Source organism: Nesterenkonia aethiopica, from assembly GCF_039534665.1.
Classification (GTDB): domain Bacteria; phylum Actinomycetota; class Actinomycetes; order Actinomycetales; family Micrococcaceae; genus Nesterenkonia; species Nesterenkonia aethiopica.
The window spans coordinates 99,466-124,275 of the sequence record NZ_BAAAVT010000012.1 but is presented as its reverse complement, the minus strand read 5'-3'; the positions used below and the strand labels follow the sequence as shown (position 1 = coordinate 124,275).

General features: G+C 68.5%; 26 protein-coding genes. 8 read left to right on the top strand and 18 right to left on the bottom strand.

The window, feature by feature from the left end; all coding sequences use genetic code 11:
- Window positions 1–251 precede the first annotated feature (251 nt).
- Window positions 252–1,019 (top strand): SDR family oxidoreductase, encoded by a 768-nt coding sequence (locus ABD658_RS10530; protein WP_344681740.1) that lies wholly within the window; start codon window positions 252–254, stop codon window positions 1,017–1,019.
- 81 nt (window positions 1,020–1,100) lie between these two features.
- On the opposite strand, the gene ABD658_RS10525 is transcribed toward ABD658_RS10530, so the two are convergent.
- Together ABD658_RS10525 and ABD658_RS10520 are read right to left on the bottom strand one after the other, a co-directional pair.
- On the bottom strand, window positions 1,101–1,703 hold the full coding sequence (locus ABD658_RS10525; protein ID WP_311024772.1) for a mycothiol-dependent nitroreductase Rv2466c family protein: 603 nt from the start codon (window positions 1,701–1,703) through the stop codon (window positions 1,101–1,103).
- Between the two features lie 150 nt (window positions 1,704–1,853).
- Complete coding sequence (locus ABD658_RS10520; RefSeq protein WP_344681743.1) at window positions 1,854–3,326, bottom strand: mycothione reductase; 1,473 nt, start codon at window positions 3,324–3,326, stop codon at window positions 1,854–1,856.
- A gap of 185 nt (window positions 3,327–3,511) precedes the next feature.
- Between ABD658_RS10520 and ABD658_RS10515 the strand changes: the two genes are divergently transcribed.
- A complete protein-coding gene (locus ABD658_RS10515; RefSeq protein WP_344681745.1) occupies window positions 3,512–3,841 on the top strand; it encodes a putative quinol monooxygenase in 330 nt (109 codons plus the stop codon).
- Between the two features lie 83 nt (window positions 3,842–3,924).
- Here the strand turns inward: ABD658_RS10515 and ABD658_RS10510 are convergent, their stop codons facing one another.
- Together ABD658_RS10510 and ABD658_RS10505 are read right to left on the bottom strand one after the other, a co-directional pair.
- Window positions 3,925–5,457, bottom strand: coding sequence for a sodium:solute symporter family protein (locus ABD658_RS10510; protein ID WP_201791061.1), 1,533 nt, complete (start codon window positions 5,455–5,457; stop codon window positions 3,925–3,927).
- Window positions 5,450–5,683, bottom strand: coding sequence for a hypothetical protein (locus tag ABD658_RS10505; protein WP_070160440.1), 234 nt, complete (start codon window positions 5,681–5,683; stop codon window positions 5,450–5,452). Before ABD658_RS10505 ends, ABD658_RS10510 begins: the two co-directional genes overlap by 8 nt.
- 214 nt (window positions 5,684–5,897) lie before the next feature.
- Here ABD658_RS10505 and ABD658_RS10500 point away from each other — a divergent pair, with 214 nt between their 5' ends.
- The 4 genes from ABD658_RS10500 (at window position 5,898) to ABD658_RS10485 (ending at window position 9,692) form a co-directional block, all read left to right on the top strand.
- Window positions 5,898–7,151, top strand: coding sequence for a CaiB/BaiF CoA transferase family protein (locus ABD658_RS10500; protein WP_344681749.1), 1,254 nt, complete (start codon window positions 5,898–5,900; stop codon window positions 7,149–7,151).
- Window positions 7,148–8,161, top strand: coding sequence for a beta/alpha barrel domain-containing protein (locus ABD658_RS10495; RefSeq protein WP_311024776.1), 1,014 nt, complete (start codon window positions 7,148–7,150; stop codon window positions 8,159–8,161). The genes ABD658_RS10500 and ABD658_RS10495 overlap by 4 nt, the downstream gene beginning before the upstream one ends.
- A complete protein-coding gene (locus ABD658_RS10490; RefSeq protein ID WP_344681752.1) occupies window positions 8,142–8,819 on the top strand; it encodes a GntR family transcriptional regulator in 678 nt (225 codons plus the stop codon). The genes ABD658_RS10495 and ABD658_RS10490 overlap by 20 nt, the downstream gene beginning before the upstream one ends.
- A gap of 87 nt (window positions 8,820–8,906) precedes the next feature.
- Window positions 8,907–9,692 (top strand): ParA family protein, encoded by a 786-nt coding sequence (locus tag ABD658_RS10485; protein ID WP_344744485.1) that lies wholly within the window; start codon window positions 8,907–8,909, stop codon window positions 9,690–9,692.
- A 96-nt stretch (window positions 9,693–9,788) separates the two neighbouring features.
- Here ABD658_RS10485 and ABD658_RS10480 read toward each other — a convergent pair whose 3' ends face one another.
- The 7 genes from ABD658_RS10480 to ABD658_RS10450 form a co-directional block, all read right to left on the bottom strand.
- Complete coding sequence (locus tag ABD658_RS10480) at window positions 9,789–10,376, bottom strand: MerR family transcriptional regulator (protein ID WP_070160510.1); 588 nt, start codon at window positions 10,374–10,376, stop codon at window positions 9,789–9,791.
- A gap of 346 nt (window positions 10,377–10,722) precedes the next feature.
- A complete protein-coding gene (locus ABD658_RS10475; RefSeq protein WP_344681754.1) occupies window positions 10,723–11,322 on the bottom strand; it encodes a bifunctional nuclease family protein in 600 nt (199 codons plus the stop codon).
- Between the two features lie 154 nt (window positions 11,323–11,476).
- Window positions 11,477–12,220: a transcriptional regulator FtsR gene (ftsR, locus tag ABD658_RS10470; protein WP_070160446.1), complete on the bottom strand. Its 744-nt coding sequence runs from the start codon at window positions 12,218–12,220 to the stop codon at window positions 11,477–11,479.
- 92 nt (window positions 12,221–12,312) lie between these two features.
- On the bottom strand, window positions 12,313–12,750 hold the full coding sequence (locus tag ABD658_RS10465; RefSeq protein ID WP_070160448.1) for an FHA domain-containing protein: 438 nt from the start codon (window positions 12,748–12,750) through the stop codon (window positions 12,313–12,315).
- Between the two features lie 31 nt (window positions 12,751–12,781).
- Window positions 12,782–13,168 (bottom strand): glycine cleavage system protein GcvH, encoded by a 387-nt coding sequence (gene gcvH, locus ABD658_RS10460; RefSeq protein WP_070160450.1) that lies wholly within the window; start codon window positions 13,166–13,168, stop codon window positions 12,782–12,784.
- Between the two features lie 94 nt (window positions 13,169–13,262).
- A complete protein-coding gene (locus tag ABD658_RS10455) occupies window positions 13,263–13,967 on the bottom strand; it encodes a response regulator (RefSeq protein ID WP_344681756.1) in 705 nt (234 codons plus the stop codon).
- On the bottom strand, window positions 13,964–15,142 hold the full coding sequence (locus ABD658_RS10450) for a sensor histidine kinase (RefSeq protein WP_344681758.1): 1,179 nt from the start codon (window positions 15,140–15,142) through the stop codon (window positions 13,964–13,966). The genes ABD658_RS10455 and ABD658_RS10450 overlap by 4 nt, the downstream gene beginning before the upstream one ends.
- Window positions 15,143–15,252: 110 nt before the next feature.
- Between ABD658_RS10450 and ABD658_RS10445 the strand changes: the two genes are divergently transcribed.
- Both ABD658_RS10445 and ABD658_RS10440 read left to right on the top strand, forming a co-directional pair.
- Window positions 15,253–16,008 carry an ABC transporter ATP-binding protein gene (locus tag ABD658_RS10445; RefSeq protein WP_344681760.1) on the top strand — a complete coding sequence of 252 codons (756 nt, stop codon included), beginning with the start codon at window positions 15,253–15,255 and terminating at the stop codon, window positions 16,006–16,008.
- Window positions 16,005–16,808 (top strand): ABC transporter permease, encoded by an 804-nt coding sequence (locus tag ABD658_RS10440; RefSeq protein ID WP_344681762.1) that lies wholly within the window; start codon window positions 16,005–16,007, stop codon window positions 16,806–16,808. Before ABD658_RS10445 ends, ABD658_RS10440 begins: the two co-directional genes overlap by 4 nt.
- Before the next feature lie 88 nt (window positions 16,809–16,896).
- Here ABD658_RS10440 and ABD658_RS10435 read toward each other — a convergent pair whose 3' ends face one another.
- The 7 genes from ABD658_RS10435 to ABD658_RS10405 form a co-directional block, all read right to left on the bottom strand.
- The gene (locus ABD658_RS10435; RefSeq protein ID WP_070160460.1) at window positions 16,897–18,147 is read right to left on the bottom strand and encodes an ABC transporter ATP-binding protein; all 1,251 of its coding nucleotides are present in this window, start codon (window positions 18,145–18,147) and stop codon (window positions 16,897–16,899) included.
- Between the two features lie 115 nt (window positions 18,148–18,262).
- Window positions 18,263–19,114 (bottom strand): carbohydrate ABC transporter permease, encoded by an 852-nt coding sequence (locus ABD658_RS10430; RefSeq protein ID WP_070160512.1) that lies wholly within the window; start codon window positions 19,112–19,114, stop codon window positions 18,263–18,265.
- A complete protein-coding gene (locus ABD658_RS10425; protein ID WP_344681768.1) occupies window positions 19,114–20,097 on the bottom strand; it encodes a carbohydrate ABC transporter permease in 984 nt (327 codons plus the stop codon). The genes ABD658_RS10430 and ABD658_RS10425 overlap by 1 nt, the downstream gene beginning before the upstream one ends.
- A complete protein-coding gene (locus ABD658_RS10420) occupies window positions 20,094–21,464 on the bottom strand; it encodes an extracellular solute-binding protein (RefSeq protein WP_344681770.1) in 1,371 nt (456 codons plus the stop codon). Before ABD658_RS10420 ends, ABD658_RS10425 begins: the two co-directional genes overlap by 4 nt.
- A gap of 274 nt (window positions 21,465–21,738) precedes the next feature.
- Window positions 21,739–23,031 carry an ATP-dependent Clp protease ATP-binding subunit ClpX gene (clpX, locus tag ABD658_RS10415; protein ID WP_070160462.1) on the bottom strand — a complete coding sequence of 431 codons (1,293 nt, stop codon included), beginning with the start codon at window positions 23,029–23,031 and terminating at the stop codon, window positions 21,739–21,741.
- A 189-nt stretch (window positions 23,032–23,220) separates the two neighbouring features.
- Window positions 23,221–23,877 (bottom strand): ATP-dependent Clp protease proteolytic subunit, encoded by a 657-nt coding sequence (locus ABD658_RS10410; protein ID WP_070160464.1) that lies wholly within the window; start codon window positions 23,875–23,877, stop codon window positions 23,221–23,223.
- 62 nt (window positions 23,878–23,939) lie between these two features.
- Window positions 23,940–24,527, bottom strand: coding sequence for a ClpP family protease (locus ABD658_RS10405; RefSeq protein ID WP_070160513.1), 588 nt, complete (start codon window positions 24,525–24,527; stop codon window positions 23,940–23,942).
- Window positions 24,528–24,810: the final 283 nt, after the last annotated feature.

Sequence of the window (24,810 nt, the reverse complement as noted above, 5' to 3'; positions counted from 1 at the left end):
AATCATTACAACTATCATCGGCCGCATACGTCCTGCGGCGATCAGCCCCCGGCCTCACTCGCCCCGGCGACTATCGATAACGTCATGCCCTCCTACACCTAGGCCCACCGTTCGGGGCCGGGCCCGCCCCTCCAGGACACCGCGTGCGGAGAGCCCCGTCGAGGTCGCCGTCCGGGTCGCCGTCGAGATCGGCCATCTCAGCATGCGGGCGGACCGTGGTGACCTGACGCGTGTCTCACTAGGCTGGACCCATGATTCAGACGCAGTCCGCACAGCCCCGCAGAGCTCTCGTCACCGGTGCCTCGTCCGGCATCGGTGCGGCCACCGCGCACCGCCTCACCACCGACGGCTGGCAGGTCTACGCCCTCGCCCGACGCGCGGAGAAGCTCGAGCACCTCGCCGAGCAGGAAGGCATCATCCCGATCGTCTGCGACGTCACCGACGCCGAGCAGGTCCAGCAGGCCCTGGCCCAGGTCACCGCCGAGGGCGGCATCGACACGCTGATCAACAATGCCGGCGGCGCTCTGGGCGTCGAGAAGGTCGGCGACGGCCGGGTGGAGGACTGGGACTGGATGTACCGGACCAACGTCATCGGCACCCTCACCATGGTCCAGGCGTTCCTGCCGATGCTGCGCGCCCACGGCGAGGGCACCGTGCTCAACCTGACATCGACGGCGGGGATCACCGCCTATGAGGGCGGCGGCGGATACAACGCCGCCAAGTTCGGCCAGCATGCGCTCACCGGCGCTCTGCGTCTGGAGGAGGCCGAGCACAACATCCGCGTGATCGAAGTCCTTCCCGGTCTCGTGCACACCGAAGAGTTCGCCGCCAAGCGGCTGCGCGGCGACGCCGCGGCGGCCGAGGCGGTCTACCGCGGCGTCGAGAAGCCCCTGACGGCAGAGGACGTCGCGGAGGTCATCGCCCACGCGGTGAACCTGCCCCACCACATCAACCTGGACCAGATCGTGGTCCGGCCGGTGGCCCAGGCCGCCCAGCACAAGCTCATCCGCAGGGGCTGACGCCCTCCCGCGGCAGACCGCCGCGCCGGCTGCGCGGCAGGGCCCGTCAGGTCACGCCGCACAGCCGGGCCGGCGACGGCGTCAGTCGAACACCGGACGCTCGGTGCGGCTGCGCTTGAGCTCGAAGAACCAGGGGAAGCCGGCCAGCGTCACCGAGGCGTCGAACAGCGTCCCAGCCTCTTCCCCCCGAGGAATCCGGGTGATCACCGGGCCGAAGAACGCCGTGCCCTGGAAGGCCACGATCGGCGTGCCGACGTCCTGGCCCACCAGGGAGATGCCCTTCTCATGCGAGGCCCGCATCTGCTCGTCGTTGACGTCGGTCTTCGCCTGCTCCAGGAGCGCCTCGTCAAGGCCCAGCTCCCGCAGCGCCTTGGCGGTCGCCTCCGCGAAGTCCTTGTTGTCGTTGTCATGGATCTCGGTGCCGACCGCGGTGTAGAAGCGACCGACCTCCTCCTGCCCGTGGGCCAGCTGCACGGCCGTCGCAGCCCGTGAGGGGATCCAGCGGGCCAGCTGCTCCTCATCCTCGGCCGGCGAAGGGTTCTTGTCCTCGTTCAGCACTCCCAGGCTCATGACGTTCCAGGTGACCTCAACGTCACGGACCTGTTCGACCTCACGGATCCACCGGGAGGTGACCCAGGCGAAGGGGCACAGGGGGTCGAACCAGAAATCTACGCGCTCAGCCATGCTCGGTTCCTCTCTGACGGGATGTCACCGGCGACGGCTTCATCCGTCGGCGGCTCGCTTCCATCCATCCCCAACTGCTGGGTGGTCCAGGTCATTCCTGCCCCACGGCGGCAAGGGCGAGCCGGCGACGCCGTCACCCTGCCCAGCCGCTCAGAGATGCCGGCTGGGCGGGACGTCGAGTCCCAGGAGCGCGTTCTCCGTGACCTCCATCAGTGCCGGGTGGATCCAGTACTGCCCTCTGGCCGCGCTGTGGGCGTCCTGTCCGAAGCTCATCGCCTGGATGACCGGCTGCAGAAGGTTGGAGGCCTGATAGCCCATGGCGTGGCCGCCGAGCAGCGTCCCGTCACGACGGTCGGCGATGACCTTGACGATGCCGGTGCTGTCCTCCATGGCCCATCCGTAGGCGGTGTCGCCGTAGTGCTGGATCTTCACCGTGACGTGCTCGGCGCCGATCTGCTCGACCGCCTGCGGCTCGGTAAGCCCCACCTCCGCCAGTTCGGGGTGGGAGAAGACGGCGGCCGGGACGGCGTGCTGGCGCGAGGCCCGCAGATCGTGGGGATTCTCCAGGTTGTGGGCCACCACCCTGGCCTCGTGGTTGGCCACATGTTTGAGCTGAGCCGCCGAGCTGAGGTCTCCCAGGGCGTAGAGCCCCTCGACGGGCTCCCCACCGGCGAGCACACGCTGCCAGGCGTCGACGACGATCCGCCCGTCGTCGTGGAGGTCCAGTCCCGCCTCCTCAGCGCCGAGCAGATCACTGTTGGGGCGACGCCCGATCGCGATGAGGACGATGTCGACGTCGTACTCCTCCTGCCGTCCGTCGACGGTGAGCAGCTGGGCCGTCGCCCCCGCCGGCTCGCCCCGTCCCTCGGGATCGCGGGCGACGACCGCGCCCAGGGTGCGCTCATAGAGCACGGTCCAGCTCTTCTCCGCCTCGGCCGAGTATGCGCTGGCCAGGTCAGGGTCCAGGGCGGACATCAGACCGACGCTGCGGTTGACCTGGATGACCTCGCTGCCGAGACCGGAGAAGATCCCGGCGAACTCGCAGGCGATGTATCCCCCACCGACGATCAGCACGCGGGAGGGCAGACTCTCCAGGCGCATCACCGAGTCCGAGGTGTGGACCTGAGGCAGGTCGACGCCGGGAACCTCCGGGAGGACCGGCCTGGATCCGGCGGCCAGCACCAGCTGCTCGGCGCGGACCTCGGTGCCGTCCTCGGCGAGGAAGGAGCGAGGGCCCGTCAGGCGAACCTGTTGCTCCAGCAGGGTGACGTGGTCCAGCTCCTCAGCGCGGTAGTGCCGCCCAGCCCGCGAGATGGCGTCCACGCGGGCGAAGATCCGGTCCCGGATCTGTGGCCAGTCCGCACCCCGGAGATGGAGGTCCACGCCGAGCCGGCCGGCCTCCTCGGTGCTGTGGGCCAAAGCGGCGGGGCGCACGAACATCTTGGTGGGGATGCAGCCCACGTTCAGACACGTCCCGCCGAAGGCGTCCGTGCTGCCGACACCGCGGTCGGCCAGCACCACCGGGCGGCCGTCCCAGTGCGGCGTGATGAGCGAGTTGCCGGAGCCGGATCCGATGATGGCCAGGTCAGGGGTGAGCGGAGCGCCCGGTGCGGAGTCGGTCATGGGTCCATCCTATGGCCGTGACGGGGAGCTGATCCGGAGCGCAGGCTCAACGGACAGGGTTGTGACGTCCGCCTCCGCAGGGGCTCCCCTGACGCCGGAGCCGGGAGGCAGAGACCATACTGGAGCACGGAGACGTCCGGTCCTCCCGGCGTCCGCACCACCCGCCCGACCCGAAGGAGAGATCCATGATCTTCATCGTCGTGAAGTTCCAGGTCCAGCCCGAGCTGGCCGACCAGTGGCCCGAGATCACCCGAGAGTTCACCGAGGCGACCCGCGCCGAGCCCGGCAACAAGTGGTTCGACTGGTCCCGCAGTGTGGAGGACCCGAACGAGTACGTGCTCGTCGAGGCCTTCGACGACGACGCCGCGGAGGCGCACGTCACCAGCGACCACTTCCTCCGGGCCATCGCAGAAGGCGGGCCCATGCACCAGGCGCTGGTGTCCACCCCGAAGATCATCTCGCGCCAGATCGACGGCGACGGATGGGACGAGATGGGCGAGATGCAGGTCGGCTGACGACGCAATCGGCTCTGACGAGGGGCCCTGGCTGGGATGCTTGGAGGCTTCCCCGCCAGGGCCCCTCGTCGTGCCCGCTCCCCTCAGACGCGGACGGCGGGCAGCCCCGAGCCGGTGAGCTCGTCGGTGGCCCGCTGCCTGGCGGCGCTCGGCGGCACCAACCAGGAACCGACCACGCAGACGACGAAGTTCAGCAGCAGCCCGTAGGTGCCGCCGTGCACACCCAGGAACGTCGAGTTGCCGCTGAGCGTCATGGCTGCGGCCACCGCGGCGCCGGCGAGCATGCCGAAGAACACCGCCGGGGCCGAGAGCCTGCGCCAGTAGAGCCCGAGGACGAACGCCGGCGCCACCTGGACGAGGATCTCGAATTTGAGCACGAAGATCTGGTACAGCGTCCCCGGCGGATTCCAGGCGATCCACAGCAGCAGGGCGATCAGCACGATGCCGGTGACCTTTCCCACCAGCACCTTCTGCCCGTCCGAGGCCGAGGGACGCACCAGCTTGCCGTAGATGTCATGGGACACCATGGAGGAGAAGCTCAGCAGCACCGAGTCCGCCGTGGAGACGATCGCGCCGACCACCGCGCCGAAGAGGATCACCATCGTCCAGTAGAAGAACGGGTTGAGCGAGGCGACGTCGTTGGCGAGGAGTCCGACCAGCTGCTCCGAGGCGGAGACGTCCAGCCCGGGATACAGGTCGATGCAGATGATGCCGACCACGAAGACCAGCCCCGAGGTGATGAAGGGCATCCACGTCATCCGGGCCAATGAGCGTTTGAGGATCCGCTCCGAGCGTGAGGAGTAGATGCGTTGGATGGCGTGCGGGTACATCGCCGCGCCGAAGCCCACGATCACGAGCATGGACAGCCAATTGATCGAGGTCAGGGTGTCCGGGACGCCGATCTTCTCCGGCTGGCTCTCCGCGATGGAGGCGGTCAGGTCTCCGATGCCGCCGCCGGTGAGCGCCAGCGCACCGATGAGCATGATGACGATGCCGACCATCAGGATGATGCCCTGCATCGCGTCCGTGATGGCCACCGCCCGCATGCCGCCGAGCCATTCATAGACGAGCATGACCACGATGAACGCGATCACCGCCCATCCATACGGTATGGCTCCGCCGGTGAGGCCCGAGACCGCATGGCCGATCGCCACCAGCTGCTCGAGCAGATAGTTGGCCAGGCCCCACAGCATCAGCACGATCGCCAGCGCCGTGACGGCTCGGGACTGGAAACGTTGGCTGATCCAGTCCGTGGGCGTCACGAAGCCGCGTGATCGTCCGACGGCGTAGAGCCGCGGCGCGAACAGCAGGTAGACGCCGATGATCACGGTGAAGAACGGGATCGACTGCAGCCAGGAGAAGCCCTCGCGGAACGCCTGGGGCGCGTATCCCACCACGGTGTTCCCGCTGTACTGAGTGGCATAGAGCGTGAAGAACAAGGTGATGAAGCCGAGGTTGCGGCCGGCGAGGTAGTACTCGCTCACGCTCTTGCCGAGTCCCTTCCCCCGGCCGCACATCCACCCGACGGTGATCATCGCGGCCGCGTAGAGGCACAGGATGATGATGGCGTCGGCACCGGCGAAGGCCAGTTGAGTGTCCATGGTCTCGTCATCCATGGGTGTCGGCCTCCTCCTCGTCCTCGACGATGTGCCACTGCGTCAGGCACACCCAGGTGAGAAAGGCGCTCAGTCCTGCCGAGAGCACCAGCACGACGACCACCCAGTAGGGGATCCCGAACCAGTACGGGGCGATGCTTCCCTCTGGCAGGTACCAGGGGGCGTTGAAGAGGACGAGCGCGGCCAGCACCACCCAGATCCACGGCCTGCGGATGGGTTCCTTCATGTCAGTCCTTCGAAGAGTTGTATACAGCGCGGCAGCGCCAGGGTTCTCCGCGGGTTCTGCGGGGTTCAAGATCGGCTCTGACGAGCCGATCTGCCACCAGGGGTGATGGCGAAGATATGAGCACAGCCAAGATCGTATACTGTCTTCTGTGACAGAGCTAACACCGGCCGCCTGAGTCAGGCATCCGATCCGCGCACAGGAGAGACCGACCCCGATGACCCAGCCGATCCAGCCGACTCCGCCGGCCCAGGCCCTCACGTCCACCGCGAGCACAGGCTCAGGGCCCCTGGCCGGCCTCCGCGTGGTCGAGATGGGGCAGCTCATCGCCGGCCCCTTCTGCGGCCAGCTCCTGGGCGACATGGGTGCCGATGTCATCAAGATCGAGGAGCCCACCACCGGAGACCCGCTCCGCCAGTGGGGGCGCGCGCACCCTCGGGGAGAGTCGCTGTGGTGGGCGGTGCTGGGACGCAACAAGCGGTCCCTCGCTCTCGATCTCCGCCGACAGGAGGGCCAGCGGATCGCTCGGGAGCTCATCGGCGGCAGCGACGTCCTCGTGGAGAACTTCCGCCCGGGCTCCCTGGAACGCTGGGGCCTCTCCCCCGCGGAGCTGATGCGGGAGAACCCCGGTCTGATCGTGGTCCGGGTCTCCGGCTTCGGACAGACCGGTCCGTACTCCTCCCGGCCGGGCTACGGGTCGATCGGCGAGGCGATGGGCGGCCTGCGCCACGTCGTCGGTGACCCGTCGACGCCGCCGTCCCGCGTCGGGATCTCGATCGGCGACACGCTGGCCGCCACCTTCGCCGCACTCGGCGCCCTGTCCGCCCTGCACGAGCGCCACCGCAGCGGCCGAGGGCAGATCGTCGACTCCTCGATCTACGAGTCCGTGCTGGCGGTGATGGAGTCCCTGGTGCCGGACTGGGCCCTGGGTGGGGTGCAGCGGGAGCGCAGCGGCTCGATCCTGCCGAAGATCGCCCCCAGCAACGTCTACCCCACCCGAGACGGGCTCTGGGTGATCATCGCGGCGAACCAGGACACCGTGTTTCGCCGCCTGGCGCGGGCCATGGGAGACCCTGCCCTGGCCGACGACGCGCGCTTCGCCGACCACCACGGGCGCGGCGAGCACCAGGAGGAGCTCGACCAGCTGATCGCCGAGTTCTCCTCCACCCTCGACTCCGCGGCCCTCGAATCCCTCCTGGAGGAGCACGAGGTGCCGGTGGGCAGGATCTTCCGGCCTCAGGAGATGCTCACCGATCCGCACTACGCCGCCCGCGAGTCGATCACCACAGTGCCCCACCCGGTGCTGGGCGAGGTCCCGATGCAGAACACCTTCCCCCGGCTCAGCCGCACCGACGGCGGCATCCGCTGGCCCGGTCCGGCACTGGGGGCCCACACTGACGAGATCCTCGCCGAGCTCGGGCGCGACGCCTCGTCCCGTCAGAGCCTCCGCGACCAGGGGGTCGTGCGATGAACAGCGACAGCCGTCCCGTGCCCTCTCTCTCCGACGTCTGGAAGCTTCCTGCGCGCGCCCGCGTGGTGGAGGTCGGTCTGCGCGACGGGCTCCAGGCCGTGGAGCGGCCGCTGCCCCTGGGGGCCAAGGTGGAGATCGTCCACCGACTCATCGATGCGGGCGTCACAGAGATCGAGGTGGCGTCGTTCGCCCACCCGAAGATCCTCCCGCAGCTCGCCGACGCCGAGGAGCTGCTGCGCCGCGTCCCGCGCGTCGACGGTGTCACCTATCGGGGGCTCGTCCCGAATCTGCGGGGCATGCGGCGCGCCGCCGACTGCGATCTCGACGAGGTGGCCGTGGTGGTTCCGGCAGACGACGGCATGGCACTGAAGAACCAGAACAGGTCCACCTCGGAGCTGCTCACCGAGACGCGCGAGATCGGGCGCCTCGCCGCCGACGCCGGTCAGCGGCTCATCGTCGCCGTCGCCTGTGCCTTCTTCGCCCCCAGCCGCGGCACGGTCCCCTCCGCCGAGCGGATCGCCGTCGTCGAGGGCGCCCTGGAAGCCGGGGCGGACGCCGTCTATCTGGCGACCACCACCGGGCAGGAGCATCCCGCCGAGGTCCATGACGGAGTGGCCGAGGTCCGCCGACGATTCCCGGAGCTGAGTTGCGGAGTCCACCTGCACAATCGCAACGGCTTCGCCCCCGCCAACGCGCTGGCGGCGCTCACGGCCGGCGCCGACTGGCTCGAGGCCTCGTTCTCCGGGCTCGGGGGCGACATGTGGTTCCCGGGGGATCCCACGGTGCTGGGCAACATGGCCACCGAGGACCTCCTGCATCTGCTGGGCGGGCTGGGCATCGAGACCGGCATCGACTTCGAGAAGCACCGCCGACTCGCCGCCGAGGTCACCGACCTGACCGGATTCCCCGTCACCTCCTTCGTCGCACGCGGCGGCAGCCGCGACGACCTGGCCGCCGCCACGTGGCCCGACACCCACCCGGGGAGGGCTGATGGCGACGCTGGCCGATGACCTCCTGGGACTGATCGCCTCCGGCGAGTACAGCGGCGGCCAGTGGCTGCGGGAGGGAGTTCTGGCTGAACGTCTGGGCGTGTCCCGCACACCGGTGCGCGATGCGCTGCGTGAGTTGGCCGCGCTGAGTGTGGTCGAGCTGGTTCCGCACCGCGGCGCCCGGATCCGAGAGCACAGCTTCTCCGACATCGAGCAGATCTACCGCGCCCGGGCACGGGTGGAGCCCGCCGTCGTGGCCGACGCCATCCCGCGGCTGGAGCGTGGACACCTGGAGCAGCTGAAGATCATCAGCGCTCGCATGCACACGCTGGCCCACGACCCCTCCCGTCGCCCGGAGCTCTCCCGGCTGAACAACGCGTTCCACCGGATCTTCCTGGACGCGGCGGGCAACCGGGCCCTGGCCGCCTCCGCGCGACACCTGGTGACGCCGCTGCTGGTGGCCCATGTCTTCGCGGCCTACTCGTCGGAGGCGCTGGCCCGGTCCCTGATGCATCACGACGAGCTCATCCTGGCCGCGGAGGCCGGAGACGCCGAGTGGGCGGAGGCCATCATGACCGCCCACATCCTCAGCGGACTGCAGGGCCACCGGGCCGCCCGGGCCGCTGCGGAGGAGGAGAGATCCGGCGACCCGGCCGGGACTCCGCCCGCGCTCGGATGACCTCGTCGGCAGTCGTGCGGGTGTCACACCCGGCCGCCCCCGGGAGTCGCCACCACAAAGCACCGGGGAGTCCCTATGATGGGACGCGTGCAGATCATGAGCGTGTCCAGCTTGAAAGGCGGGGTCGGCAAGACCTCGGTCACCATGGGGTTGGCGTCTGCCGCCCTCCAGCAGGGGGTCAGGACGCTGGTCATCGACCTTGACCCCCACGCTGACTCGACCACCGGGCTCGCGGTCTCCCGCGGCGCCGGCACGGAAGCGGGTCAGCTGCTCAAGGACGCCCGCAGGACGCGGGTCTCCGAGCATGTGGTGCGCTCCGGCTGGATCGACCTGCTGCCGGACGACCAGCGCGCCGACGCAACTCTCGACGTCATCGTCGGCTCCGCGCTGTCGGCCACGTTCGACCGCCCGGACATCCGTCCGCGGGACATGCGACGCCTCCGGACCCTCCTGACAGGCCTGGAGGGCTATGATCTCGTACTCGTCGACTGTCCCCCGTCACTGGCCGGACTGACGCGCATCGCCTGGGCCGCCTCGAACCAGGTGCTCCTCGTCGCCGAGCCCAGCCTGTTCTCCGTCGCCGGGACCGAACGCACCATGCGAGCCATCCGGCTGTTCTCCAACGAGTACGCCCCCCAGCTGAAGTCAGCTGGTGTGGTGGTCAACAGAGCCCGCGCCGACTCCACGGAGCACGAGTACCGGCTCCTGGAGATGGAGCGCCTCTACCAGGAGAAGCTCATGCTGCCTGTGCTGGAGGAGAACGCCTTCTGGCAGCAGATCCAGGGCGCCGCTTACCCGGTCCACCAGTGGCCGGGCGACCAGGCTCGCGATCTGGCGAAGTCCTTCGACCAGCTCCTCGACCAGCTCCTCTGAGCGTCTCGGCGTCCTGCGCCGCGACACCTCTCCCGGACATGAGGAAGGGGCCCGATCCGCGGATCGGGCCCCTTCCTCATGTCCGGGAGTCTCTGCTCAGGAGGCCTGCGAGCGTCGCCGAGCGCGCATCTTCGCCAGCTCATCCTGCTGGCTGAAGGCGGACAGCTCCTGCTGGACCGCATGGTCTCCGGTCGCCGGAGCCGCCGCCTCATCCTCGGCGTCGGTCCGCTCCCGGGGCAGCTCGGCCAGCGACCCTTCGACCTCGCGCCACACTCTCCCCACGGCGATCCCGAAGACGCCCTGGCCGCCCTGGACCAGGTCGATGACCTCATCGGCCGAGGTGCACTCGTAGACCGACGCGCCGTCGGACATCAGCGTGATCTGCGCGAGGTCCTCGACTCCGCGCTCCCGCAGGTGCTCGATGGCGGTCCGGATCTGCTGGAGGGAGACCCCGGTGTCCAGCAGCCGCTTGACGACCTTGAGGACCAGGATGTCCCGGAAGGAGTACAGGCGGGCCGAACCGGAGCCGGAGGCATTGCGCAGGGACGGCTGCACGAGCTTGGTGCGCGCCCAGTAGTCCAACTGCCGATACGTGATCCCGGCCGCCGCGCAGGCCACAGGGCCGCGGTAGCCCATCTCCTCATCCAGGTCCGGCAGGCCGTCGTCGAACAGCCGCTGCTGCAGGACAGGATGCTGCGGAACTCGGCCCGGCCCCTGCTGCGCATCGCTGCGAGAATCAAGACTCACGTATACCCTCCTCGGTGCGGTCCCGCCGGGGGAAGTTCGTCGCCCTCGGCCGACACCTCACGGTGCGGACCGAGCGAGTCAGGACGACGCATGCGGAAACCTTCTTCCTCGACGGTAGAACGGCAGCAGCCGGGGGTCAAAGACATCCGCTCCGACCGTGGCGGCGTGTCGCCCGATGCGACGCCGGGGCACAGGACCCCGACGATGACGACACCCCGGGACGACGCCCACACTCTACTCCCCTCCGAGGGCGCGCGCCCACAGCTGTCGACCAGCTTCCCGCTCAGGAGGTGGACTTGCCGAAGTCCTCCGGCTCCGCGCCGTCGAGGAACTTCTGGAACTCTTTGATCTCGTCCGCGGAGATCGGTCCCCGCCCCGCCACATCGGCCGCCTCGGGACTGGCGCCCGGGGGTGCGGCGGGCCGCTGACCCGCGCCGGAGGAACCGGAGTCCCCGCCGTCGGCGGTCCGGTACCGCGGCGTGACGGCCACGGCCCGGAGAGTGGACTCGGCCATGGTGATCCGCGCCGCCGTGCGGACCGCCACGGCGATCGCATCGGATGCGCGGGAATCGAGCACCTGTCCGCGACGCAGCCGGATGGTGCCGAAGTAGGTGGAGCTGTCCAGGAGTCCGATCTCGATCGACTCGACGCCGTCGGCCAGGCCGGTCAGCGCATCCACCAGCAGGTCATGGGTCATGGGCCGCGGGGGCGTCTGCCCGTCCATGCCCATCGAAATGGCAGTGGCCTCCGAGGTGCCGACCATGATGGCCACGTGGAGATCCTCCATCCCCGGCTCTGCGCCGCGGAGCATCACCACAGGCTGATGTGAGGGCACCTCGATGCGCACGCCCACCACGTTCAGACGGATCTGCCGCTGTGTCATCGGACTGCGACCTCCCCACCTCCGGTGCGCCGGTCGCCTGGACTGCGGTGCACGCGCGGACGCGCACGACGGCCGTGCACTTCCATGGTCACCGCCCCGGGGAGCAGTTGTCCAGACCTGGCCGCACGTCAGAGCGCGTCGACAGCGGTACGGCTCAGTTCCGGTCCAGCGACTCGACCGCCGAATCCATCATCGAGGCTCGGAGGTCCTTCAGAGACTGCAGCATCTCCTTGGAGGACTCGGCCACCCGGGCCCGCGCGGCGGCGTCCTTGCGGGCCGCGTAGGGGGCCATCGCCCGACCGATCAGGTCCAGCTCGTTGTCTGCCGAGCGGCGGATGTTGACCAGGTGCTTGGGTTCGAGCCCGTAGCGCGCCAGGACCCGCACAGCGCGGACCGCCTTGAGGTCATGGTGGCTGTAGTTGCCGTCCGCGTCCGCCCGGATGATCCGGAACTTCTCGAGCGTGTCGAGCATGCCGCGCGTCGCCCCCGACTGCGCCCGCAGCTCCTTGCGGGTCAACGGGCGGATCCGGCCGGTGATCTGCGCGGCCATCTCCGTGGTGACCTCGCGGGGACCCACAGGGGCCGCCTCGGGAAGCTCCTCGGGCTGCTCCCCCGCGTCCAGGGCGTCCATCGTCTTCTTGATGACGTCCAACGGCATGTAGCGGTCCCGCTGCAAGGCCAGGATGAAGCGGAGGCGTTCGACGTCGGCGGCGCAGTACTTCCTGTACCCGGACGGGGTGCGGGCCGGCTCCACCAGGTCGCGCTCCTCGAGGAACCGCAGCTTCGACGCCGTCAGGTCCGGAAACTCGTTCTGGAGCTCCCGCAGGACCTCGGAGATCGTGAAGACATGCGTGGTCGCCGGGTCGACGTCCTCAGCGGACGCCTTCGGCTTCCTCATGGGCGAGACACTCACGGCGCATCCTCTTTCAGGCTCAGGGGGAAGGTAGAGGAGAACAGCCTCAGGATAACGTGCTCAGCAGCAAACGCGGCTCATTTGCTTCCTGCGTAGTAGGTGAGCCGGAATTTGCCGATCTGCACCTCGTCCCCCGCCTTGAGCGTGTAGTGGTCCACGCGGTCATGGTTGACGTAGGTGCCGTTGAGGCTGCCGAGGTCCTCCAGCTCGAACCCGCCGGCGATCCGACGGAAGGTCAGATGCCGACGAGACACCGTGACGTCGTCCAGGAAGATCTCCGCCTCAGGGTGACGGCCCACGGTGGTCACGTCCTTGTCCAGAAGGAACCGGGCCCCCTGATTAGCGCCGGAGTGGGCCACCAGCAGCGCGGACCCCTGCGGGAGCGCCGCGATGGCCTCCCTGTCGTCGTCGGTCAGGCGCGGCTGTGCGGCACGCGCCTCGGCAGGCGGCAACGAGATGCTCGTGGTCTCAGCGATGTTCTCTCGCTCATCCGGTGCGCCAGAAGTCGTGGACACGGCGGCCTCCCTTCCCTTCGACGATGTCGTCTCAGCCTACCTGGCTTTCATAGTCTTCGGCAGACAGCAGGCCGTCCAGCGCGTCCGCGGCGGAGAGCTTGACCTCGAAGAGCCAGCCGGCGCCGTAGGGGTCGGAGTTGACCGAGCCCGGATCGGCCTCCAGGGCCTCGTTGACGGCCACGATCTCGCCCGCCACCGGGGCGTAGATGTCCGAGACGGACTTGGTCGACTCGACCTCTCCGACCACGTCACCGGCGGCCACCGTGCTGCCGGTCTCAGGGTGCTCGACATAGACGACGTCGCCCAGGGCGTCCTGGGCGAAGTCGGTGATCCCCACGCGGACCACGCCGTCGGTGTCCGTGGTGGCGACCCACTCATGCTCCGCGCTGTACTTCAGCTCGGCCGGGATGGTGCTCATGTTCAACTCCGCTCGTCATCGGGCAGGATCCGTGCACCGCTGGTGCAGCGGGACGGACGATCCATGGACAACTTAGCACCTGTTCCGGGCCAGGTCAGCCGAGGATCCCCTCATGGAGCGCGCGCAGCACCGCATTGGTGCGGTCCCGGGCCCCGAGCTTCTGCAGGATGACGGAGATGTGGTTCTTCACCGTGCCCTCGGCCAGGTGGACCAGCTCCGCGATCTGCCGGTTCGGATACCCTTCGGCCACCAGGCGAAGGACTTCGAGCTCACGCGACGTGAGCTCCTCGACCCCGACGTCGGCGGCCCCGACCGGAGGAGGGCCGGAGCGGATCGCGCGCAGGAGTCGGTCGGTGATGGAGGGGGCGATGAGGGTGCCGCCCTCGGCCAAGGTGCGCACCGCCCGGGCGAGCTGTTCGACCGTCACGTCCTTGAGCAGGTAGCCGCGGGCGCCGTGCCGCAGGGCCTCCAGGACGAGGGCGTCGTCGTCGAAGGTGGTCAGCACCAGCACCGGCAGCTCGGAGCCCAGCTCCCCCAAGGCACCGGCCTCCAGCTGCTCCAGGAACCACAGGCCGTCGTGGCGAGGCATGCGCAGGTCCAGCAGCACCACGTCCGGGCGGGTGCGCGCGACGACGTCGAGGGCCTCGGCTCCGTCTCCGGCCTCACCGACCACTGTGGTCCGTCCCAGCTCCAACAGGGTGCGGACGCCTTGGCGCACCAGGGTCTGGTCGTCGACCACGACGACGCGAGGGTCCTCCCGGTGGCCGAGTTCGGGGGTACCCGACGGTTCGGTGCTCATGCTCTGTCCGCCTCCTCGAGCGTCGATCCGGCGCGTCGTCCGTGCGCCGGGAGGTCCACCTGGACGGTGAACCGGCGTCGGGGGGTGACGGTCAGCGTTCCGCCGAGCAGCTCGACGCGCTCACGCAGGCCGGTCAGCCCGTGCCCCGGCGTGACGCTGGAGGGAGTGGTGCCGTCGTTGACCCCGGTGAGGACGATCCTGTCCTCCTGGCGCGCGACGTCCAGACGCAGCGTCCAGGCCTCCGAATGCTTGATGGTGTTGGTCATGATCTCCTGGGCCGCCCGCACCAGAACGTCCTGCTGCTGCTCATCGACCTCGACGTCGGTCTCCACCCGGATCCAGATGTCGAGGCTGGGCACCGCCGCGGCCACACGCTGGAGCGCCTCCGCGAGGTCACCGTGGTCGGCGGCGCGCATCTCTCCGACCGTGCTGCGGACGTCCCCCAGCAGCTTCTTGGCGAGCCCGCTCGCCCGCTCGACGTGTTCCGCCGCAGAATCGGCGCTGCGATGGCGCGCCGCCTCCAGCTCGAGGTTCAGCACCGTCAGCTGATGCCCGAGCAGGTCATGCAGGTCCCGCGAGATGCGTAGCCTCTCGGCGGTCTTCGCGGAGTCCTCCAGCAGCACCGAGGCGGCCGTGAGCTCCACCGTCTTCTGCTCCAGGGCGGCCCGCATGCGGGCCTCCTGCTGCAGGCTCCAGGTGGACAGCACCGCCGCCAGGTGGATGAACAGGTAGAAGATCGGTGTGGCCACGTAGTCCACCACGCCCGCCCCATGGGCCCAGGCATGCACGGCGATCACCACGGTGTTCAGTGCGACGACACCCACGACGGCGGCCATCGGCACCACATAGGTGCCCACCGCAGCGACCACCACGAGGATGACCACCAGCATGCCCTGTCCGGGCAGCGTGAGCAGCAGGGCCCACGAGCTCAGCACGGCGAGCGCGTAGCTGGCCAGCTGGATCCTGCGGTCCGTCACCGGAGCGGCGGCGAAGAACACGCCGGCGAGGCATGCGACCAGCAGAGCGGACCAGGCGAGGACCGGGATGTAGGGACGCATGCCGGTCAGCAGGACCACTACCCCGACCCCGAGGCACAGCGCGAGGATCGCCGCACCGGCGCTGAATTCTGCGCGCCGCTGATGCGACGCCGACGTCCGTCTCTGGTGGGGGCCCATAGGGCGAGACTAGCGCGTCGGGGCTGATCCCTCTCCAGTGCCGAAAGTCATGTCCGACTCCATGACCGCCGGCACTGCCGCGCCGTCGCGCCCCGGGCGAGGCTGGAGACATGACGAACACACCGACGCTCGCGGTGGATGCCGAGCATCTGACCAAGCGATACCGCAGAACCACGACCAACGCCGTCGACGACATCAGCCTGAGCATCCGTGCCGGGGAGACCTTCGGGATCCTGGGCGCCAACGGAGCGGGCAAGACCTCCACGGTCGAGATGATCGCCGGACTGCGCCGTCCCACGTCCGGACAGGTCCGCATCCTGGGGCTCGACCCCTGGCGCGACCGCACCAAGGTGCGAAAGGTCCTGGGCGTCCAGCTCCAGGAGGCGTCCCTGCATGACGCCCTCACCTGCGAGGAGCTGGTGGACCTCTATCGCAGCTTCTATCCGGACCCGCTGGGCACCGAGGAGGTGCTCGAGATGGTCGAGCTGCGGAGCAGGGCACGCACCCGCTTCTCCAAGCTCTCCGGGGGCCAGCAGCAGAGACTCTCCATCGCTCTGGCGCTGGTGGGCCGCCCGGAGGTCGTCATCCTCGATGAACTGACCACCGGTCTGGACCCGAGCGCCCGCCGCCGGGTCTGGTCGGCGTTGGAGGCGCTGCGGCGGCAGACCGTGATCCTGGTGAGCCACGCGATGGATGAGGTCGAGAGACTCTGCGACCGAGTCGCACTGATCAACGGCGGGCGGGTCATCGCGCAGGGAACCCCGGAGGACCTGAGGCGCCAGGCCGGCGCCTCGACACTGGAGGACGCCTTCGTGGCGCTGACCGGCCGGGCGTTCGACACCGACGACGAGGAGGAGACCTCATGAGCAGCACCCACCCGCAGCGGGAGCTCCAGAAGGAGCTGGCCGCCGTCCGACCCCACAGTCCGGGCCCCCGCGCCTGGTGGCGGATGACCGTCGCCGAGGCGAAGATGGTCGTCCGGGACACGGCAGGACTGATCCTGCCCCTGGGCATGCCGGTGCTGATCCTGGTGATGCAGGCGCTGGCGTTCGGTGACGAGGCCCTGACGGATGAGCTGTCCGTCCTCGACGTCTATGTGCTGCCGCTGATGCTGCTGATGGTGGTCGCCTCGGTCGCGGTGGTCAACATGCCCAGCTTCCTGGCCACCTATCGCAAGACGCACATCCTGCGGCGTCTTGCCGTCACCCCCGCGTCACCGGCGATGGTCCTGGTCGCCCAGGCCGTGGTGAGCGTGGTGCAGATCGTGGTGGGCATCGTCCTCGCCTTCACCGTGGCCAGCGTCTTCTTCGACGCGAGCCTGCCCACAGACGTAGTCGTGGCGCTGGCGGTGATGGGCGCCGCGATCGCCTCGCTGTACGCCATCGGCATGCTGGTCGCGGCCGTCTCGCCCACTCCGAACGCCTCCCTCGCGCTCGGGCTGATCGCCTTCTTCGGGCTGGCCGCCCTCGGCGGTCTCTTCGGTGGGATGCAGAACCTGCCGGAGACCCTGCAGAGCATCGGAGTGTGGCTGCCCTTCGGCGCCGCCGTCGAGGGCCTGCAGCAGGCCTGGCTGGGGCAGACCGTGGACGGCCAGATCTGGGTGGCGTTGGCACTGTGGACCGCCGTGGGCGGCGGCGCGGCGGCGCTGCTGTTCCGCTGGGAATGAGCCCCACGCCCTCCCTGGGACACCAGAGCGAGGCGGGCGCCTCACCCCTGGTCAGGGGTGAGGCGCCCGCCTCACGAGTGCGGTGCCCTCAGGACTCCCGCTGGGCGGCGGCCCGCTCGGCGTCGCGCTGGCGGTCCTCCCTTGCCATCCGGGTCAGCTCAGCGCCGGCCTCGGCGTCCCGGGTGAGGTTCTCCCCGGTCGCCGGATCGAACAGATGGATCCTCCGGGAGTCCACCCACAGCGTGGCGGCGTCTCCACCGCGCAGCCGGGACGTGGCATCCACAGAGACCACCAGCTGGGTGCGCAGCTCGTCGGCGTCCATCTCCTCAGCCAGCGTCTGGAGGACCTCGGCCACCCGGGGGTCGTTCTCATAGGAGACGTATACGTACTGCTCGTTGCCGAGCCACTCGGTGTGGGTGAGCGTCGCCTCGAACGTCGTGCCCTTGGCGAGCTGCGTCTCCGTGAGCGTGGCGGCATCCTCGAAGAAGTCCGGCCGGATGCCGGCCAGCACGATCTCCTTGCCCCGTCCCGCGTCGGCCGTCCCCTCGGGCAGCTGGATCTCCCCCAACGGTGTCTGCAGGACGTCTCCCTCCACCGTGCCGGGCAGGAAGTTCATGGACGGGGCCCCGATGAAGCCGGCCACGAAGAGGTTGGCCGGCTGCTCGTAGAGCTCCCGCGGGGAGGCTATCTGCTGCAGGACCCCCTTCTTCAGCACGGCCACCCGGTCGCCGAGGGTCATGGCTTCCGTCTGGTCGTGGGTGACGTAGACGCTGGTGGTGTTCAGGCTGCGCTGCAGCTGCGAGATCTCTGCACGCATCTGGCCGCGCAGCTTGGCGTCCAGGTTGGACAGCGGCTCGTCGAAGAGGAACGCATTGGCGTGCCGGACGATCGCCCGACCCATCGCCACCCGCTGCCGCTGACCGCCGGAGAGGTTCGCCGGCTTCCGTTCGAGATGATCCGTGAGCTCCAGCATGTGTGCCGCCTGCCGGACTCGGTCGTCCACCTCCTGGTCGGAGAACTTCCCCTTCGTCAGCCGCATCGGGAAGGCGATGTTCTCATAGACGGTCAGATGCGGGTACAGAGCATAGTTCTGGAAGACCATCGCCAGGTTGCGGTCCCGGGGAGCCTTCTCGTTGACCCTCTCCCCGTCGATCAGCAGATCGCCGGAGGTGATGTCCTCCAGGCCCACGATCATCCGCAGCAACGTGGACTTTCCGCAGCCGGACGGACCGACCAGAATGACGAACTCGCCGTCCTCGATGTCGATCGAGACGTCGTTGACGGCGGGGAAGCCGTCGTCGTACTTCTTCACGATGTTCTTCAGGGTGATGGATGCCATGCTGACGTCTCCTCCACGGTCTCGACGCTGCGCGCAGCGTCCGGGTCTTCAGGTCTGGGACTCCCGCCCTGCGGGATGCTGAGTGAGCCGGCGACGCCGGTCGGTGCGGGTACGGTCATCCCTTCACCGCCCCCTGCGTCAGGCCGGAGACGATCTGACGCTGGAACAGCAGCACGAGGACCACCACGGGGATGGTCACCACGATCGCCGCCGCGGAGATCGCACCGGTGGGCTCCTCGAACTGGGAGGCTCCGGTGAAGAACGCCAGCGCCGCCGGGACGGGGCGTGCCGCCTCAGTGGAGGTCAGCGAGATCCCGTAGACGAAGTCGTTCCACGCGATGAAGAAGGCGATGATCGCGGTGGTGAACACCCCGGGCATCGCCAGCGGGACGATCGCCCGACGGAAAGCCTGCCACTGGGTGGCGCCGTCCACCTGCGCCGCCTGCTCCAGCTCCCACGGGATCTGCCGGAAGAACGCGGCCAGCGTCCAGATGGAGATCGGCAGGGTCAGCGACAGGTAGGGGATGATCAGGCCGAGCCACGTGTCGTAGAGCCCGATGACGCGCCACACGTTGAACAGCGGTGTGACCACAGAGATCACCGGGAAGATCGAGACCGCCAGGGCCGAGGCCAGGATGACCTTCTTGCCGGGGAAGTCCAGCCGGGCGATCGCATAGGCGCACAACGTAGCGAGCACCACGGCGACGAACGTGGCGATCAGCGTGATGCCGATGGAGTTCCGCAGCGCCGTCAGGAACAGCTCCTGCGCGTTGCCGAAGAAGATCATCTCGTAGTTCTGCCACGTCCACACCGTCGGGAGGAACGTGTTGTTGCCGAGGTCTCCGGGCGTCTTGAAGCTCGTCGCCAGGATCGCGGCGACGGGGAACAGTGCGTAGCCCAGCACCACGACAGTCAGCACGGTCCAGGCCAGGCGCTGGCGGCCGGTGAGCGTTCCGGAAGCAGCCATCACTTCTTCCCTCCCTTGCCGCCGGCGTCCGTGCCGCTGGCGAGATCGACTTTGAAGAACTTGATCGCGACGAAGCAGATCAGCAGCACACACAGGAACAGCACCACCGAGATGGCCGAGCCGAGCCCGATCTCCAACCGTCCGATCGACGTCCGGTAGGCCAACAGCGAGAGCACCTCGGTGCCCGCATCGCCTCCGGTCATGATGAACACGTTGTCGAAGATCCGGAACGCGTCCAGTGCACGGAAGAGCACCGCCACCATGATGGCGGCCTTCATGTTGGGAATCGTCACCCGGGACATCTGCTGCCACCAGGTGGCCCCGTCCACCCGGGCGGCCTCCAGGAGCTCATCCGGGACCTGAGCCAGTCCGGCCAGCAGCAGCAGCGCGATGAACGGGGTGGTCTTCCAGATCTCCGAGGCCATGATCACGGTGATCGCGGTGCCGAAGTTCGCAAACCAGTCGAGGTCTCCCCCGATACCCGGCACGAAGCCGAACCAGCTGTTCACGAACCCGGAGTTGATGTCGAACATGTAGTACCAGGCGAAGGCCGAGACCACGGTGATGATGCCGTAGGGCACCAGGATCGCGGTCCGGAGCATGCCCCGCAGGCGCTTCAGGGCCCGGTGCATCACCAGGGCCAACGCGAAGCCGAGCACCAGTTCGACGGCCACGGTGACCACCGTGATGAGCACCGTGACCAGCAGGGCGCGCCAGAAGACGCCGTCGGTGAAGATCGTGGCGTAGTTGGACAGGAACACGAAGTGTCGCTCGTCCGGGGCGGTGAGCCGGAAGGAGAAGAGCGAGTCGAAGACCGCCTGACCGATCGGGTAGGCGGTCACGGCGAGCATGATGACGAAGGCGGGTCCGGCCAGCAGCCAGCCGAGGCGCGCCTCCGCCTTGGCCCGGTCGGACTTCGCGGCGTGGTGCTGCACCGCAGCCTCCCGCCGGGCTCGGCGGCTGTCGTCAGCGGTGGTGGTCACAGGAGACGCTCCCCTCTCAGCACTTCACCCACGGTGGTGTCGGCCTCCGCGGGGGTCCGCTCGGGGTCGACACCGCTCAGCGGGGTGTAGTTCAGCTGGATCGTGGTCGAGATCTCGTTGTAGTAGGGCGTCTGAGGTCGCGGAGCGGCATTGTCCAGGGCCTCGCGGATGTCGTCGGCCATCGGGAAGTCCTCTTCGACCTGAGGGTCGTCGAAGGCCGCCTCCGAAGAGGGCGGGTTCCCGTTGGTGACGAAGTACTCGGTCTGGTTCTCGGGGGCGACGATGCATTCGATCGCCTCATAGGCCAGCTCGGGGTGCTCGGACTGGGACCCCACCCCGAGGTTGATCCCGCCCAGCGGAGGTGCCGACGGGGTGTCGGCATCCATACGCGGATATTGCGCCCACCCGATGTCGTCGGGCAGCTCCGCATCGACCGTCCCGTCCTCGGCGGCCGCGTTGGTGGCCGCCCAGACGAACGGCCAGTTGACCATGAAGGAGCCGGCGTCCCGCTGGAAGAGCAGCATCGACTGGCCCTCGTCCATCGACGCGATGCCGGGGCCGCCGAGCCCTTCTGCACCGATGCGATGCAGCACCTCGGCCGCCGCTCGACCCGCGTCGGAGTCCAATGCGGTCTCCAGCTCGTCGGCCGGTGCGGTCGGGTCGGTGATGATCGACTCGCCCTGGGACTCGATCAGGGCGTTGAGCCATACCGTCATCGACTCGGCACGGATGCCCTGGACGGCGAGGTGCTTGTCCTGCTCCTCGGCGACGTCCATGATCTGTTCCCAGGTGACCGGCTCGTCCATGTCGAGCCCGGCCTCCTCCACCACGGATTCGCGGTACCAGAGGAGCTGGGTGTTCGCCCAGAACGGGATGGTGACCAGTTCGTCGCCCCACATCGCGCCGGCCAGCGCGCCGTCCAACGTGTCGGAAGTGGTGCGTTCTGCCACGTCCTCGGGCACCGGGGCGAGGAATCCGGGCTCTGCGAGCTCGGGGATGAACGGCGGGTCGAGGCTCATGATGTCCAGCGAGGTGTCCCCTGCCGCGAGGCGTCGGGCGAGCTGCTCACGCTGGGACGGGGCATCATTGGGCAGCAGCGAGGTCTGGATCCGGTAGGCGCCGTCGGACTGGTCGGTGCATCTTTCCGCGATCACCTGCTGGCCGCCGTCGTCGGGGTTGATGTACCAGGTCAGGACAGGGGTGGCGTCTCCGTCACCGCAGGCGGAGAGGAGAAGCCCTCCGGCGAGGATCGCGGCCGCCGCGCGGGCCGGGCGTGATCGCGAGCGGCGGGCCGACGTCGCGGATCTCCTCCTCCGCGGACCGCCCGCGACCCTCGCAGGGCCTCCGGGAATCGATGAATCGGGCATGGACCGTCCACCTCTCTCAAGTCGGGGTGGCATCGCCGAGGAAAGGGCCAGGAACAGGTGCGCCCCCGGCGATCGTTCTGTGAGTGCCCTCACTATATACCCCGAGAATCCCTGATCAGAGGGGTGACATACCTGCCTCAAGCACGGCTCACGCGGCAGACGGCCCTGGGCGGCTCGACGGGGACGGGCCGCGGATGCAGGAATTCCCCGCCGGAACGGTCCGGCGGGGGATTCCTGAGGTGGGGGCGCTGTGGCCCGCCTGCGACGGCTTCGGTTAGGCAGACTTCCTGCGCAGCTTCTTGACCTCGGCATGAGTGAGCAGCACAGGCTCGGCACCCTCTCGGACGACCTCCTCGGTGACGGTCACCTGCGCGACATCGTCACGACTCGGCAGGTCGAACATCACAGGATTCAGCACCGCCTCCAGGATCGACCGCAGTCCGCGGGCCCCGGTCCCCCGGGCTTCGGCCTGCTCCACGACGGCGGTCAGCGCGCCCTGTTCGAACTCCAGGTCGATGCCGTCGAGGGCGAAGATCTTCTGATACTGCTTCAGCAGCGCATTGCGCGGCTCGGTGAGGATGCGGATCAGGGCCTCCTGGTCGAGGTCCTCGACCGTGGCGACCACAGGTAGGCGTCCGATGAACTCAGGGATGAGGCCGAACTTGTGCAGATCCTCGGGTTCGACGTCGGCGTAGGTGATGTCGTCCCGGCTGATCGTGTTCAGCGGCGCGCCGAAACCGATGCCCTTCCGACCCGCGCGCGAGCCGATGATCTCCTCCAGCCCGGCGAAGGCGCCGGCCACGATGAACAGCACGTTGGAGGTGTCGATCTGCATGAACTCCTGCTGCGGGTGCTTCCTCCCGCCCTGCGGGGGGACGGAGGCCACTGTGCCCTCGAGGATCTTCAGCAGCGCCTGCTGGACGCCTTCTCCGGAGACGTCGCGGGTGATCGAGGGGTTCTCAGACTTCCGCGAGATCTTGTCGATCTCGTCGATGTAGATGATGCCCTGCTCGGCCTTCTTGATGTCCCCGTCGGCGGCCTGGATCAGCTTGAGCAGGATGTTCTCCACGTCCTCGCCCACGTAGCCGGCCTCGGTCAGCGAGGTGGCGTCGGCGACGACGAACGGCACCTGCAGCTTCCGGGCCAGCGACTGTGCGAGGTAGGTCTTGCCCGATCCGGTGGGCCCGACCAGCAGGATGTTGGACTTCCCGATCTCGACGTCGTCGAGGGGCCCCTTCTCGAGCGAGGCGGTCTTCTTCGCCGTGCCGAGCGCCTGAATGCGCTTGTAATGGTTGTGCACCGCCACCGCCAGGAGCCGCTTGGCCTTGTCCTGACCGATGACATACTCGTCGAGGAAGTCGTGGATCTCCCGGGGAGTGGGGAGCTCGAAGTCATCAGGCTCCTGAACCTCGTTGAGGTACTCCTCGATGATCTCGTTGCAGAGCTCGATGCACTCGTCGCAGATGTACACTCCGGGGCCTGCGATGAGCTTGTACCGCACCTGCTTCTGACTCTTCCCGCAGAAGGAGCACTTGAGCAGATCGGCGCTCTCTCCGATTCGTGCCATGCCTCGCAATCCCCTCAGATCATCGGGTCCGGTCGTCCCGGGGCCTGTGCCGTCGGAACGGTGACCGCCCTCCCAAGGCGGTACGGATCAAGACTACGTCACCGCGGTGACATCCTTGGCGACCATGACTCGCCGTGTGTGCCGGGTCCTCCGCCGCTCGGCGGAGGACCCGGCACACACACGCAGCGCTCAGACGGGCAGCTTGCGGGAGGTGAGGACCTCGTCCACCAGGCCGTAGTCCTTCGCCGCGTCCGCGGAGAGGAACTTGTCCCGGTCGATGTCCTCGCTGACCTGCTCAGCGGACTTATCGGTGTGCTGGGCCAGCACCTCTTCCATCCAGGTGCGGATGCGACGGACCTCGTCGGCCTGGATGGCCAGGTCGGTGGCCGTACCCCGCTGGCCGCCCATGGAGGGCTGGTGGATCAGCACACGGGCGTTGGGCAGCGCCAGGCGCTTGCCCGGGGTGCCTGCGGCCAGCAGCACCGCCGCCGCGGAGGCCGCCTGCCCCAGGCAGACGGTCTGCACGTGCGGACGGATGAACTGCATCGTGTCGTAGATGGCGGTCATCGCAGTGAAGGAGCCGCCGGGCGAGTTGATGTAGAGGGTGATGTCCCGCTCGGAGTCCATGGACTCCAGCACCAGCAGCTGGGCCATGATGTCATCGGCCGAAGCGTCGTCCACCTGGCTGCCGAGGAAGACGATCCGGTCCTCGAACAGCTTCGCGTAGGGGTCCTGACGCTTGAAGCCGTAGGGGGTGCGCTCCTCGAACTGTGGAAGGATGTAACGGGACTCCGGGGCGGGCATGTGCGGCATCGCCTGCGGGATCTGGGTGACGTCGTGGTTCATCGAAATTCTCCTGAAGTGTCCTGGTGGCCGGTCTCGTCGTGGCCTGTGTCGTCCGGGAGGTCTCAGACTCCGCCGCCGCCGGAGACGGTCGAGGAGCGCTGGGCGATCTTGTCGAAGAAGCCGTACTCCAGCCCCTCCTCCGCGGTGAACCACTTGTCACGGGCGTTGTCGTTGAGGATGGTCTCCACCGACTGGCCGGTCTGCTCAGCGGTGAGCTCGGCCATGACCTGCTTCATGTGCTTGATCAGCTCCGCCTGGATCCGCACGTCGGACTCAGTGCCACCGATGCCGCCGGAGGGCTGGTGCATCAGGATGCGCGCGTGCGGAGTGGCGAACCGCTTGCCGGGAGTGCCCGAGGAGAGCAGGAACTGCCCCATCGAGGCGGCCAGGCCGGTGGCGACGGTGACGACGTCGTTGGGGATGAACTGCATCGTGTCGTAGATGGCCATCCCGGCGGTCACCGAGCCGCCCGGCGAGTTGATGTAGAGGTAGATGTCCCGCTCGGGGTCCTCGGCCGAGAGCAGCAGCATCTGGGAGCAGATGGCGTTGGCGTTCTCGTCACGGACCTCCGACCCCAGCCAGATGATCCGCTCCTTGAGCAGACGGTTGTAGATGTAGTCGTCGCGGGACGCCGGGTCCACGGTCGACATGCTGGGCAGGCTCTCAGACATGGACGTTCCTCCACTCCAGTGTTCTCTCACGTCAGGACGGTCGAGCGGCGCTGCGAGATCGTCGCGCGCCGCGCAGGGCCGTCCGTGCTGTCCCCGACATTACCTGGTGACCGTCCCGGCCCGAGGCGCGCCGCGACGTCGTTCGCTGTTGGCGCAGGGTGCGGAGCTCCGTGCTTTGACGCACCCCCTGCTCACGACGACGGCGGGCCGCCGGGCCTCTCGGCACAGCGGCCCGCCGTCGTCGGGCTCAGTGCTGGGTCAG